General features: G+C 46.2%; 13 protein-coding genes. 4 read left to right on the top strand and 9 right to left on the bottom strand.

The window, feature by feature from the left end:
- Positions 1–33: 33 nt before the first annotated feature.
- Positions 34–186, bottom strand: a complete 153-nt coding sequence (locus tag P0078_RS04555) for a hypothetical protein (RefSeq protein WP_282933294.1) — start codon at positions 184–186, stop codon at positions 34–36.
- Between the two features lie 101 nt (positions 187–287).
- Between P0078_RS04555 and P0078_RS04550 the strand changes: the two genes are divergently transcribed.
- The 3 genes from P0078_RS04550 (at position 288) to P0078_RS04540 (ending at position 4,226) form a co-directional block, all read left to right on the top strand.
- Positions 288–1,547 (top strand): MFS transporter, encoded by a 1,260-nt coding sequence (locus tag P0078_RS04550; protein WP_282933293.1) that lies wholly within the window; start codon positions 288–290, stop codon positions 1,545–1,547.
- Between the two features lie 71 nt (positions 1,548–1,618).
- Entirely contained in the window at positions 1,619–2,698 is a 1,080-nt protein-coding gene (locus P0078_RS04545; protein WP_282933292.1) for a LacI family DNA-binding transcriptional regulator, read from the top strand.
- A gap of 115 nt (positions 2,699–2,813) precedes the next feature.
- The gene (locus P0078_RS04540; RefSeq protein ID WP_282933291.1) at positions 2,814–4,226 is read left to right on the top strand and encodes an MFS transporter; all 1,413 of its coding nucleotides are present in this window, start codon (positions 2,814–2,816) and stop codon (positions 4,224–4,226) included.
- On the opposite strand, the gene P0078_RS04535 is transcribed toward P0078_RS04540, so the two are convergent.
- The 8 genes from P0078_RS04535 to P0078_RS04500 form a co-directional block, all read right to left on the bottom strand.
- Positions 4,212–4,811, bottom strand: a complete 600-nt coding sequence (locus P0078_RS04535) for a hypothetical protein (RefSeq protein ID WP_282933290.1) — start codon at positions 4,809–4,811, stop codon at positions 4,212–4,214. The two genes, P0078_RS04540 and P0078_RS04535, sit on opposite strands and share 15 nt — an antisense overlap.
- Positions 4,812–5,063: 252 nt before the next feature.
- Positions 5,064–5,825, bottom strand: a complete 762-nt coding sequence (locus tag P0078_RS04530) for an amidohydrolase family protein (protein WP_282933289.1) — start codon at positions 5,823–5,825, stop codon at positions 5,064–5,066.
- 21 nt (positions 5,826–5,846) lie between these two features.
- Positions 5,847–6,797 carry an alpha/beta hydrolase gene (locus P0078_RS04525; RefSeq protein WP_282933288.1) on the bottom strand — a complete coding sequence of 317 codons (951 nt, stop codon included), beginning with the start codon at positions 6,795–6,797 and terminating at the stop codon, positions 5,847–5,849.
- Positions 6,798–6,896: 99 nt separating this feature from the next.
- Positions 6,897–7,619, bottom strand: a complete 723-nt coding sequence (gene arsH / locus P0078_RS04520) for an arsenical resistance protein ArsH (RefSeq protein WP_282933287.1) — start codon at positions 7,617–7,619, stop codon at positions 6,897–6,899.
- 238 nt (positions 7,620–7,857) lie between these two features.
- On the bottom strand, positions 7,858–8,448 hold the full coding sequence (locus P0078_RS04515) for an SMI1/KNR4 family protein (protein ID WP_282933286.1): 591 nt from the start codon (positions 8,446–8,448) through the stop codon (positions 7,858–7,860).
- 124 nt (positions 8,449–8,572) lie between these two features.
- Positions 8,573–9,079, bottom strand: coding sequence for a P-loop nucleotide/nucleoside kinase family protein (locus P0078_RS04510; protein WP_282933285.1), 507 nt, complete (start codon positions 9,077–9,079; stop codon positions 8,573–8,575).
- A gap of 247 nt (positions 9,080–9,326) precedes the next feature.
- Entirely contained in the window at positions 9,327–9,890 is a 564-nt protein-coding gene (locus tag P0078_RS04505; protein ID WP_282933284.1) for a hypothetical protein, read from the bottom strand.
- 318 nt (positions 9,891–10,208) lie between these two features.
- On the bottom strand, positions 10,209–10,892 hold the full coding sequence (locus P0078_RS04500; RefSeq protein WP_282933283.1) for a ribbon-helix-helix domain-containing protein: 684 nt from the start codon (positions 10,890–10,892) through the stop codon (positions 10,209–10,211).
- An 841-nt stretch (positions 10,893–11,733) separates the two neighbouring features.
- Between P0078_RS04500 and P0078_RS04495 the strand changes: the two genes are divergently transcribed.
- Complete coding sequence (locus tag P0078_RS04495) at positions 11,734–13,908, top strand: jacalin-like lectin (protein WP_282933282.1); 2,175 nt, start codon at positions 11,734–11,736, stop codon at positions 13,906–13,908.
- Positions 13,909–13,918: the final 10 nt, after the last annotated feature.

Genomic DNA, 13,918 nt, shown 5'->3' with positions numbered 1-13,918 from the left:
AGACCTGATTTTCATTTCCGAAAAGTCAGTAACTTACTGAAAAATAGAGGTTATTTTCTTTTGCTGGGTCAACTGCCAGTTGATTTGTGACTGATCGGCATAAGGCATTCCCAAATTTTCATTGATTTTTATGCAAGCGATTGCAAATTTTTGCCAGACTGATACATACTGGGTCTCTTCAGGCATTGGGGCGAAGTCGCCTTTCTCTACAAAGTCTGGGTAAAAAATGTACAATAACAGGTTGGTACGGCTGACGGCCTAAACCACAGAGCCAGATAGAATCCACTATGAAGAATCAGCGCATACTCCTATCTCTATTCGCTATCTACTTTGTCTTTGCCATTTTGTTGAACAGCGTGGGTACTGTGATCCTGCAGGTAATCAATACCTATGGGGTGAGTAAGTCTGCTGCGAGTGTGCTGGAGGGGTTCAAGGATATCCCCATCGGTATTGTGTCTTTCCTGATTGCCTCCCAGCTTCCCCGACTGGGGTTTAAGCGGGCGATGCTGACGGGACTGGTAATCGTCACCCTGGCTTGTACAGCTATGCCCCTGTTACCCGGGTTTTGGACGGCGAAGTTATTGTTCTTGTCGGTGGGTGTTGCGTTCGCATTGGTAAAGGTTGCCGCATACTCCACCGTGGGATTACTAGCGCAGGGCCGCAGCGCACATGCGAGCCTTCTAAACACCCTGGAGGGGGTGTTTATGGTGGGGGTTCTCAGTGGTTACTGGCTGTTTAGCGCTTTTATTGATTCATCGAACCAAGGGTCGACTGCCTGGCTCAATGTCTATTGGGTGTTGGCGGTGGTCTGTGTGATTGCATTTGTATTGCTCTGGTGCACAGAGCTGGATGAATCCGGGGCGCGAATCGAAGAGGCTAGCCCGAAACAGGACTTTATCGCGATGATAAAGTTGATGGCCAAACCCCTGGTGTACATCTACGTGATCTCAGTATTTTTCTATGTATTGATTGAGCAGGGGATAGGAAGTTGGTTGCCGACCTTTAATAATGAAATTCTTAAGCTGCCGGCTGCAATGAGTGTTCAGGCTGCAAGTATCTTTGCCGCAGGGCTGGCGTTGGGGCGACTTGGTGCCGGTGTGATGATGCGCAAAGTACACTGGTACCCGATGCTGAATGTCTGCTTAGTTGCGATGGGATTACTGGTGGTCGTTAGCTTGCCCCTGGCGAGTAATATTGTGGCGAATCCCGATGTAAACTGGCTTAGTGCCCCAGTGGCGGCTTTTGTTTTACCACTGATTGGCTTGTTTATGGCACCTGTATACCCAGCTATCAATTCTGTGATGCTCAGTTCATTGCCCACCCACCAGCACTCTGCAATGACAGGTTTACTGGTGATTTTTTCTGCGCTGGGCGGTACAACGGGCTCACTGATTACCGGGTCGGTTTTCGAGGCTTTTGATGGCCAGGTGGCTTTCTACTTATCCCTGGTACCCATCACAGTAATTCTGATTACCCTGTTCTTTTTCCGTCGCGCCGTAGAGCGGGGGGATGAGACGCTTGAGGCCTCAGCCCCCCTGGCTGGGTAACAGGGTGGTTTTACAAACTTGGGCGACGGGCCTAAGATGGCATTTTTCCCGCGAACAAGGTGAAGTACGCCATGCCCAAGGGGTCCTCCTCTCCCGTTTCCATGTCCGATATTGCTCGGTTGGCGGGAGTTTCTGAATCTACTGTTTCGCGAGCGCTGAACGATAATCCATTGATTAACGAAAAGACTCGCGAACGTATTCAAAAAATCGCGAGCTCCATGAATTACAAAATCAATGAGAGCGCGCGAAACTTACGCCTGCAACGCAGCCATACAATTTCGGTTGTGATTAATACGGGGCGCAGTGGCGGCCAGACATTTTCTGATCCATTTATGATCGATATGATTGGTTCAATTGCTGATCGCCTCGCGGTGCATAAATACGATTTACTGTTTTCCAGCAGTATCACCAGCCGCTCGGATTGGCATTCTTATCTGATGAGCTCCAGGCGGGCTGATGGCGTTATTGTGATTGGCCAGGGGGTGGACGATACCCCACTTCGTGATCTGCAGCAGCAGGGGGACCCTCTTGTTGTCTGGGGAGGGACCTCAAGGCAGGGGGCCGAATATTGCATCGTCAGTAGTGACAATCAAATGGGTGGGCGTCAGGCCACAGAACATCTTCTGAATTTGGGTCGGCAGCGTATTCTCTTTCTGGGCGATACCGCGCACCCTGAGGTTAATGGGCGCTATGAGGGGTACTGTGTGGCCCTCGATGGGGCCGGTCTGTCGGGTTCTATCAGGCAGTTGGCAGCAGGCTTTTCCAGCGAAAGTGGTTATCAATCCATTGTCGAGTTGGTTGAACGGGAAGGGCGTAGTTTCGATGGCATCTTTGCTGCCAGCGACAGTATTGCCATGGGGGCGATCAAAGCGTTGCAGGCCAGTGGCCACAAGGTACCTGAAGATGTTGGCATCGTTGGCTTTGATGATATTCCGATTGCTCCATTTTATACCCCTCCGTTGACCACCATACGCCAGAGTATCCACCGGGGTGGGGAACTGATGGTGGAGAAGATGATGCAACTTCTCTCCGGGCAATCGGCGGAGCCTGCTGTGCTGCCCACAGAGTTGGTAGTGCGAGGTTCTTGTGGCGCCAATCCGGATTACCAGCCTGTAGAGGAATTCTTTCAGGATGGGCAGGGCGACGGCTAGGTAGCTCCCTCGCACCTCTGTTCTTGTTCGCCATGAGGAGCAAAGCTAGTGTCCCTGCCGTTCACAGAGATTGAGCCACAATTGTAAAACTGATCTCTGTGGCTGGACTCAAAGCATGGCAGGCGAAAAAACTAAACTGACCAGAACCCAGGTATTGGGGTTATTTGCCCTGAGTTTGGCAATATTTCTGATCGGGAATGATCTCACGGCATTTTCTGTGGCAATTCCTGCCATTGAAAAAGACTTCAACTCCGACATCACCACTACCCAGTGGATTATTAATGGCTATACCTTGGCTTTTGGCGTGCTGCTAATCTCAGGTGGGCGCCTGGCGGATATGCTTGGCCGGCGTAAGATTTTCTTTATTGGCATGGCCGCGTTTGCATTTTTTTCCCTTCTCGGTGGTATAGCCACCAATATCCCAATGCTGCTGGCAGCGAGGGGGCTAATGGGCATCGGCAGCGCCCTTATGTGGCCGGCAATCCTGGGGTTGATTTACGGTATGTTGCCGGAAGACCGCTCGGGATTTGCGGGAGGTTTGGTGATGGGTATGTGCGCCGCTGCAAATGCGATTGGCCCGGTATTGGGGGGCATTCTTACGGATTTACTAAGCTGGCGTTGGATATTCTTCATTAACTTACCGGTGGCTGCATTGGCATTTTTTGTCTGCTGGAAAGTTATCCCGGATGATACGCCGGAGAATGTCACAGAGCGTATTGACTACGGTGGTGTAATTACCCTTACTTCATCGCTGTTTTGTTTACTGTTGGCACTGGATTTAGTCGTGGATATCGGCTTTAAAAACCCGATGATTATTGCCTTAGCCTTGGCCACCTTTCTCTTTATGGGGGCATTTATCCTGGTGGAGCGCCATGTGGGCAGGGATGCATTAATTCCCGTAGATGTTGCTACAAATCATGGTTTTTTTGCTGCAGGAATTGCCACTTTATTACTGTCTGTCGTGTTCTTTGCTGCATTGGTATACGTTCCTCAGTATTTGAGTAAGGTTCACAATCATTCGGCGATGTTTTCGGGGATGGGTCTGCTTCCTATGATGGTCTCATTTGGTTTGGTGTCTTTTATTGCCGGTGGGCTATACGAAACTGTAGGGGCAAAAACCATCGTCTCATCAGGTACTATTGCCATGTGCATCGGTATGTTTATGCTTTCTCACCTGCATAAAGAAACAACTTTTGTACAGATGATACCGGGGCTGGTGGTTCTCGGGGCGGGCATTGGTCTTTTTTACTCTGCCATCACCACCGCTGCGATTACGGTTGTTGCGCCAGAGCGAGCGAGCTTGGCAGGAGCAATTCTCTATATGTTCCAGATTGGTGGAGGGGCAATAGGCTTGGGTATGAATACAACAATTGTGGCAATGGCTCCCAATATTTCTACGGGGATCGATCGTGCTTTTACGGTAAATGCCTATCTAGCTATGGTGGGGTTGGTAGTGTGTCTGTTATTTGTTTCAGGGAAGCCTGAGGATAAGCCCCCCTATCGGAAAAGTAGTTTACTGCTCGCTTAAATCTTTATTGCCTATTTCTGCAAAATTCACATTCGTGATGATGCCATTTGTGTTGTAACTAAGAATTAGTACTTTTTGATAAGAAGCCGGTTGGAAAATAGCCTTATTGGTCTGGCTATACATATAAACTTTGGCTTTCTCGGACTTATTGCTGATCAAAGGGTACTGGTACTCACCGGAAGGTTTACCCAGTAGATCCAGCGCTTCGAGAATACTGGTTTGGCCTTCACTGATAAGTGGTACTTTTGACTCATCAAAGTCAGTAGAATCTTCGGCGAGAGAGCTGACAAAATCCTGTCCGACTAATTTATCATTGTAAAAGTAGAAGCCCTGATTGCGGGTACCGCTAATATTTTCGCTAACCGCCTTTTTACCAGTAGTGGGGTAGGCATAAGCGAGTGTTAAAACTTGTTGATTGTTTTTTACAAATACGCCTTTTTCATAGGGTTTGCCGAGCTTTTCTTTAATTGTCTGCTCAGTATCTACACCGAGTGTTACATCGTTTTCCCCCAGGGGCTTGGTGCCAATACCGGTACACCCGGATAGCATTAATAGGAAAAAAATAACCGTTACCAGTCCTTTCACTACAACCTCCTGCACTGTATTTCCCAGGTTTTTGGCGACCTCGAATTTTCGGCGCATCCTACAATCGGCATGTATTAATTACCAGTAATTTGTAAAGCAAATCGATGTCCCGAGATTACAGCGCTATGACAGGAATCGAGCGGGCGCGGAGAAGTGCACTGATTAAGTCACATTGTACGCTTCTAAAAAATTACAGCGTAATGAGTGACATCTGTATTAGAACTCAGTTCCTGAAATTGCCTCATTACGCTATTACTTTTTTAAGTAAAACTGAAAAGCGTTTTTCACCAGGACTTTTTCTGCTAGTGACTCATCGAGACTGTCGTGAATTAACAAAATGTCTTCAGGCTTGAAAGGGCGGGGTGCTCGAGTGGAGGGAAGATCAGAGCCGAACATCAGACAGCTGGGGTTGGCTTGGCAGAGTTCGAGTACTGCCACTGCTGGATCGAAGTCCAGGCGGCCGAAGCCGCTCGCTTTTACCTTAACCCCTTTTTCTGCCAACTTGAGTATGGTGGGAAAGCCACGCTTACTGAGCCCCATATGATCTATAGAGAGTGCCGGCAGCGCGATTAGCTTGTTATAGAGACGGTCCAGCGCAGATGACTCAATGTAAAGCTCGACGTGCCAACCGGCCAGTTCAAATACACGTCGAGCCAAGCTGTCGAGGCAATCCACTTGCTCCGAGCTGCCCCGTACCAGATTAAAGCGCAAAGCTCTAACCCCGTGCTTGTGAAGTGACAAAATGACGGTGTCGGGAGTATTTGCGGATAGCTGGGTTACCCCAACATAGTTTTCGCCCAGCTTCGCCAGGGCATCAATAAGGTAGGCTTGGTCTTGCCTCTGGAATGAGCCGGAAACCACTGCGCCACCCACAAGCTGGTAATTTTGTAACTCGCGCCGGTAGTCGTCCAAGGTAAATGCTGGCGGCAAGTAACCGTGATTTGGGAACAAGGGGAATTGGGGGTTAATGATGTGGAAGTGGCTATCAAAAATTTGCAGCTTCTGCGCTCTCATGGTCTGGCCCGCCAGGCTGGTTTAGATTTCCTGTATGATCCGTATACGATCTGTAAAAGCTCGCTGTGAGACAGGAATATCTGGGGCAAAAAGTTCCCAAGAGTGAATCACGCCGGGCCGAACATGTAGCTCTGTACTCACACCGGCATCGGTAAGTAGGCGCGCGTATTGAATATCTTCATCGCGAAAAATATCCAGTTCGCCAACGTCGATAAATGCGGGGGGCAACCCTTTGGCATCTAACAGGCGCGCCGGAGCCGCGTGAGGACTGACGGTGGGACTACCTACCTGGTTGCCCAGGTAAGCGGTCCAGCCTGTGAGGTTGTCTTCGTAGGTCCAAGTAATAAATGGCAATAATAAGGGGTCGGGAGTAACCGTCCTGTCATCCAGCATTGGGTATAACAATATTTGTCGTGCCAGAGGCGGACCTTTCTTGTCGCGAGCCATAATTGTCAGGGCTGCGGCCAGCCCACCTCCAGCACTATCTCCCATAATGCCAATTCGCACTGGATCAACGGAGAGCTCCTGTGCGTGTTGTACAAGCCAGATAAATGCTCGATAACAATCATCAATCGGTTTAGGGTAGGGGAATTCTGGGGCTTTCCGGTAGTTTACTGAGAGGAAGGGGACACCACTGGCGGCCACATAATTAGCAACAACCAACTCGTAGCGCGAGATATCGTGGCAGATAAGCCCGCCCCCATGAATATAGAAAATAGCTGACCCTGGATTGCTATTCGTCTTTTGATACCAGCGCAACTGTATCTCATCTTGATCCGCGCTTTTGATTGCGAAGTCCCGGAAGGACACACCTGGGGGAAAGCTGTGTCCCAGAAATAGTGCCTGGGTGACTACTTCGCCATTCCTGCGGCGAGTTTCCACGTCCCCAATAGGTGCTGCAGCAAGGGTATCCAGCAAGTCACCGAATTTGCTGAGGGCGGTAGAAAAGTCTGGGTCCAGGGAGAAGCTCATTGATGAGTATCCTTATCAGAGTTCCTATCAGATCTGGGCCCTCAGCCAAGCGTGGGCCCTTGCTAAATGTGGACCTTTAAAGGGGAAATGTCAGCATCCTCAGCAGGGTTCGGCGACACCGCTTTCCGTCATTAAAGTCTCAATTGAGGCCATTGTGGATGCCGGTTGCTGCGCTTTGTTCTCGCTATACCGCTCGGTCAGGTAGTCACCTTGGTTACGCATCAGCACAGTAGTCTTAACAAGCTCTTCCAGAACGTCGATCACTCGGTCTCTAAATGGAGAGTCCTTAAGTTGCCCCCGGTTATCAAATTCCTGCCATGCCTTGGCAATAGAGGATTGATTGGGAATCGTGAACATACGCATCCAGCGGCCGAGAACCCTCAGGCTGTTGACTGTATTAAATGATTGGGAGCCGCCGGAAATTTGCATGACTGCCAGGGTTTTCCCCTGGGTTGCCCGGCTCGCTGATTGGTCTAGCGGCAACCAGTCGATCTGGTTTTTGAAAACGGCAGAAATATTTCCGTGTATTTCTGGGCTGACCCACACTTGACCTTGGCTCCAGGCAGACCATTCACGAAGCTGTTGAACCTTTGGGTGATCCTGGCTGACGCCGTCATATAGGGGCAGGTCAACGGGGTCAAATAAGCGTACATCTGCACCAAAATGCTGCAATATTTCAACAGCTTGGTTGGCTAGTAAGCGGGAATAGGAATTGGGCCTTAAGGATCCGTACAACACTAGAATCTTGGTGGGTTCACTACTGGGAGGAGAGTCCGCCAGGTGATTAAGAATATTGCTGGGGGTGTGGTTCGGTAGCATCATGAGTTACCTCAAAATTTCTATATTTCTATAATAGTCGAAATAATTGATTTGGCAACACTTTGCTCTTGCAGCTTGACCTAGCGCAAAGAGAGTCATTCACCTCCTCTTAGGAGAAAGAACTGGGCAGTCGAAAAATGTGGGGCGGTAAGAAGTTCTGGAAGCCAAGGGGGGTGACTGGCTTCCATCACTGTAAATCCAGTAGTAGGTTGCAGGGGTATAAGGTGCCCCTGCTACGATCTTAGTTAGGCTCTTTTTTCATTTCGAGAAAATCAATCCCATCCTCTTTGGCACCTTCCTCAAGAGCATATTTACCTGACTCAAGGTCACTAGCAAATTGAGAATACATATTAGTGATGGATGGACTGCGTAAGAAAGCTGATTTGGAGTCGTACTCAAGCAGAACAATTTGCCCATTGCTACCATTCTTATCTGCTTCTAGGTCAACATAGAGTGTACATGTACTGCAATCATCACCAATCGGTATTCGTTTAGTGCTGAAATCAAAAGAGTCTGACTTAATTCCGGGGTCTGCATGTTTTAATGGCAGCTTTCCATAGTGAAGCTGTAGTTCAATATTGGTAATTACATCAGAGATAGGAAGAAATTGAAGCCCATAGACTAAGTTAGCAATAGCACTTGATTTTATGCCATTATGAATTTTATAAAGCTCATATAAATCGCGGGGCAGTTTATAACCAATAACGGACTCTAGCTTTTCTATTTCGGTCCCAGTAGCGGGCGGATTTAAAGCATCATAGATTTGTGGGGCATTCTTTTTTAACCAGATATGAATACGGGACCATGATTTTGATAGTGTTTCTGATGACATAAACTCTTTGTATCATAAGGTAAAAACAGCATAAAAAGGATAACATATTTTCTTTGTTTAAAGTCGGATTCAATAGAGACTTTCTTTTTAAGTGTACTCAAGTGTGCTCATACTCAGAGAATAGTTACTTACTTATTTCTCTTTGCTCGATCACCTCAATATTGAACCTCTCTGATAAGGTTGGTTCTTCAAAGTACTGATTAACTTGTTTGAAGGTCTCTGGATTATCAAAGGTGGCTCTTTCAGGGTGTGATTTTTGTCTTTGGGTGATACGCTGTAAGCATAATTCATCCTCTGCTTTCAAGTAAATTAATTGATGGGGAAAGAAATTATCCTGAAGTATCTCTTTGAACCAGGATCGTTGTCTTCTTGTATTACCTGGAAAGTCCAGTATTACAGAGGTGCCATGCTTTAAAATATTCTGGATATGAGGCTTGATTATTGATTTTAACCTTGCAGAATATTCTATGTAGTTTGAGAGTGAGCAAATCTCACGAGGGTATAAATTTGAAAGCCACTCATTTTCGGAGATAAGGATAGCTCCCGTATTTTGTGCCACTTCTACCGCCTTGGTACTTTTTCCTGCCCCCATCTTTTCACAAAATAAAATAAGAGTTCCGTTCTCTTTCATCGCTCTTTCTGTTTGATCTGTAAGGTGAGTTTTTTCTTGATAAGAATCATGCCTGAAATTTAACATTTGGTAAATAATGGGAGCAGTTGAGGGGGTGAGTACGGTGCTTCGGAGGGAGGATGGATTTCCAATACCTGAGTGCGACTATAAATTTAAAGTAATTGTGCGGATTTAGAGTGAAGGTCCAATGTCTTAGGTGCTCACACCAAACTCAATGACGAGTCTGATATAAGCACCTTGTCTTTGACTAGCTACGGCACTTGATAAAGACCATGGATTTTGACCAGCTTTCGGTAGCATCGAATTCTTTTATCAGAGGATCTTCAGTAGCTCCCGTGAATTTTCTTAACCCATGGGAAATCATATAGATAGGTATATAGGATGGGGGCTCTGAATCTGTTAAGGATGTACACACTTCGAGCTTCCTTGCGCCTCCTTTATCAAGAGAGTTGATGCTGGAGAATAGTTTGGTACGATCCTGGTCAGGCAGAGAGCCAAATTCCCTATTAAAAATTACTCTTAGTACATTATGCCCAGTTTTGTCACTTACTCTCTGTGTATCGAAGTAGGCAAAGGCACTCGCAATCATTAAGAGCTCAGCAGCATTATCAAATTTGGCCTCTTCTGCGCATGTTTTGGCGGCAGCAGTAATGTCTGTCGGTGTGTGAGTGGATTTTACTGATGTTGCACTGATGCACCCAAGAGGAGGCGCTGTGGTTTGACTGTCCTTGGTAACATAATTGTTGGCCTGCACGCCGTGAGTAAATACGAAGAGCAGTAGAGACAGGATTAGAGGCAGCGTTTTTCTCATGTGTCGAGATTCCTTAACTGGATGCCTCCTTAATCATAGACTCGGAAGTGCCAGCAGTATCTCAACCCCTAGAAAATTTAGTCAATAAGTGGTGTGTGATCTGAATGAAACCTGCCGTCTGGATGTGAATTTATACATTTCAGGGGCTACGGAAGAAAAGGTTCAGGCAGATATGGCACTGGAAACGTTAATTGAGGGAGTGTCGCTTTAGCCGTAAAGGTTTAGTACCTGCGAGGCTTGGCGACACATCAATATCTTCAATGTTGTCGAAAATTTTGTTTTAAAGGTTTGAAGTTAACCTTGTTGAGGTTTTGAAGCCTATTCTGTATTTGATTTCGTACCGTTTGAACCCTGAAATAGCAGTTTTATCAGGTCCTGCGTGATAGCTTCCTGGTGTTCGGTCCTCAAGTCTTTCATATATTCAGACTCTCCTGGGACTACTATTTCCGGCAATATTTCTTTAACGGCAGCGTCGCCGTTCCACTCTATGGTAGCTTGGCTATCGAAGCTGGTTCTAAATTTTATGTATTTGTCTTTATCAATAAAAACATAGCTGTTTGAGAAGTACTCAATATCGTATTTGTTAATGAGGGTGAACGAAGATTTCTTTCCTGTGAAAACCTTTTGTCCAGTATTAAAGCTGAAGTTTTCGATGGTCTCGTCGGATCTGGATTTGTAGTGTCCTTGCTCTATAGCCATGTCAATTTCATCTATAATGTCGCCCATTTCAATGGAGATTGTTTCGTCTGTATCGTCCCATGAAATACTGTCGATTGGGTATATATAGACATTAATAATATCGGTAGGGTATTGCTTGTTATCGTATTTTAGTGCGATGCCTAGCATGGGTTCATCGAAGATACTACTTTCAGTGAGAACAAAGCTCTTTGTCTCCTCCGGGGTAATAAGGTCCTGTTGGTAATTGCTTGCGTTGTTCGGACGTATCGATCCACATGAGGCTATAACGAGGCTAATTATTACAAAAAGTGCTTTGGTTTTCATTCTCTCTCCCTGATAAGGCTGACTATTTGATTTGAGGCGTTTAGTTCTGTTTATGCAATACCTGAATAAGATGGCCACTCCCTGAGCGTGCGGATCAATACTGTATTTGACTTATGACAATACAGAAAGGCGTATTTTTCATTGCCTGCTTGCTGTTAAGCTCTGTTTTATGGCGATTAATTCCTAATTACGACTTATTTTTTTAAACGCCAGAATTGATTCTGACAAATCCCTGATTTGATTGCACGGATTTTTGAGGGGCTCGTCTATACCCTTGTTATCGTTGAATGCGGAAAGTAAATATCCCTCGCTATTAAGGACCTGGGAGCAGAAGGTATTTATTAGTGATTTCTAATAATGAAATAAGTGCTTGGTTAGTGGAATGTTGTTTGTGAGTTGGCGGGGGAATCATCTGGCTTAATTTTTTAGACTTGGCGGTCGTAGTTGGCGGTTAAGGCTTTTTGCTTGAATGTGGGGATGGTTGGTTTTTGGGGACTTTATTAATGGCGCATTTTTCACAAAAGAATAGAAAATTACAAAGTTGCCTTATGTTCTTAACTGACTAGTCACAATCTGTATTTACTATTTGTATCTTCTGTAAGTAAGTCTTATTTCGCAGGTTTAAGTTGGAAATAGATATTTGTCAGAATTGAGAGATACGTAAATTATGAAAGTGTAAAGTAGGGTAAATGACCGAAATTGACTGACTGGTACTGTTGTAATTTAACTATTCGTGACACGTGTGCACGCTTGTTCTAATTGATCAATTCAACTGGGGGGAAATAGTTACTGGATTTTTATTTGTGAGGTAATTATTAAGATACTTATCAGGAAAAAAATAATGAATAAAACAGTTGGTTTGGTATCAAGTTTAATTTTGGGATTATCTCTGTCGATGTCCGCCATGGGAGAGATTGATTCCGGTGATGATAAAGTGAAGCGCCTGGATTTACAGGGGCAGATTGATACAAAGGCTCCCTTATCAAAGACCTTGTGGGCGGGAGCGCATAATGCCTATGCATCCTATCAGTGGGATCAGGGTGTATATACCGATGTAAACCAGTGGTACGCGCCGGAGAAATTGTTCAGTCGCGGAATACGCCTGGTCGAATATGATACTTATCCTGCTTCGAGTGTCAGCTCAACACCGCACCTGTGTCATATGGGCCTGGAAGAGGCCACTATGTGTATTTATATGTTTGGCACAGCTGCAACCTTGGGGGATGGGCTGGATGAGATTAAGGATTTTCTTGAGGATAATAATGATGAGGTCATATTCCTAAAGTTTGAGGCCTACGATTCTGATTACCACCAGAACTTCCGCAATAAGATTGGTGAGAAAATTGAAAGCAGGTTGGGGGATCTGGTATTTAAGCCTACCGACTGGGGCTATACAGAAGATGATTGCGCCTCCCTGCCGGCGCAAACACTGACTAAACAGGATGTGTTGGATGCGGGACGCAACGTTATCCTATTTATTCAGGTGCCCAGAGAGTATCCGCACACTGGTGATAACAATCTGTGTGATTACCATGACGAGTCAAACACATCGAAATTCAGACGTAATGTCTGGATCGGTGTGGATGAAATGGATGCATCTGGAAACCTCACTTCTAATGAGCCACTTGCACAAAATTCCAGCCAGCTAACAGCAGATATCGATGGTAATGCCAGCGCAATCAGCCACTACAACAATGGGAATTTAAGTGTCGCCCTGGATGCAACAACGGAATATAGCAAGGATGACATCAAGTATTCCGGCAGTGAGATCCTGGAGAAAGCAGTATCTGGGTATAACATGCTTGAGTTGGCGCTGGTGGAGGCCAATGCGACCACTATAGGTGCCTCTAAAGCACCCCAGATTGAAGATTTTACGTGGTCTTGGCGGAATGACTCTCCCAGTGGCAGCAATAGTTGCGCCTGGTTAAGTAATGACGGTGAAATTCGTGACTATAGCTGTAGCACGGAGCGAGTGTTTGCCTGTGTGGACGATGAGCGAAACTGGCACATCAGCAGTGCATCGGGAACTTGGAGTGAAGGTTACTCCGCCTGTGAAGCTGATGGCTACCGCTATGGAATGCCTTATAACGCTTTGGAAAATGCCACGCTTTATGCCAAGAGGAATTCAGAAGGTGTAACTACCTCGGTTTGGGTGAATTACTACGAACCATTTGATGGGTTCTGGATCGCCAACCAAGATAGTTACTCGGATTTTGGCTACATCAAAAAAGATGCCGTGGGTGGTACCGGAGGTGATGCGTTTGATTCAATCGACCTGGTAAAACGCAAACTGCTCGGCAGCGGCACTATGAATCTGAAATCTATCCAGATTCGTTCCGGTGGCCGAATTGATGGTTTTAAAGCTTGCTATGAATTTAAGCAATCCCTAAGCCATGCCACAGCCAGTGATCATGAATACTGTATTGAATATGGTGATGGAGATGGGGGCTCGATGGGGAGTGTACTGAGTTTCAACTCCGCCAGCAGCGAGTATTTGGATGACGTTAAAATTTGTGTCGACGATGAAAAGCATGAAACCGGTAGTGTTTACTACCTTAAATTGACGTCGAGCAATGGCTCATCTATTTCCGGGGGCACTCAGCAGGGGACTTGTACAACTTATTCTTCCACTTCATCCCAGCAAATTTTTGCTTTCCACGGGCGCCACGGTGATGAAATCGATGCTTTGGGCGTGCACAAGTTGTCCAACAGCTTGGTAAATCCAGGGTACTACGCAACCGAGTGGCTGGACCTGGATGATCCCTCCTCAGGTGGCATTGATTATGAGAGCTTTAACGAACACAAGTCAGCAGGAAATATCAGCAATAGCTGTGCTGTCAGTGATGTTGCTGGTATTGAGGCAAGGGTTGTTGATACGAAGTTGGATTATTCCTTAACCGGCGAAAGCATGCATATAGGCGATATCGGCACTAATTACCGCTTCTTTTGTGCAACAGAGGATTGTAGTGACTACGAAGTAAAGTATTTCTTCTCTAACGCAGCCTGCCTACCTTAACGACTCACAA

The organism is Microbulbifer sp. VAAF005 (assembly GCF_030012985.1).
In the GTDB taxonomy this organism is placed as follows: domain Bacteria; phylum Pseudomonadota; class Gammaproteobacteria; order Pseudomonadales; family Cellvibrionaceae; genus Microbulbifer.
Note: the sequence above shows the minus strand (reverse complement) of the source record. Positions and strands in the feature narration are given on the sequence as shown.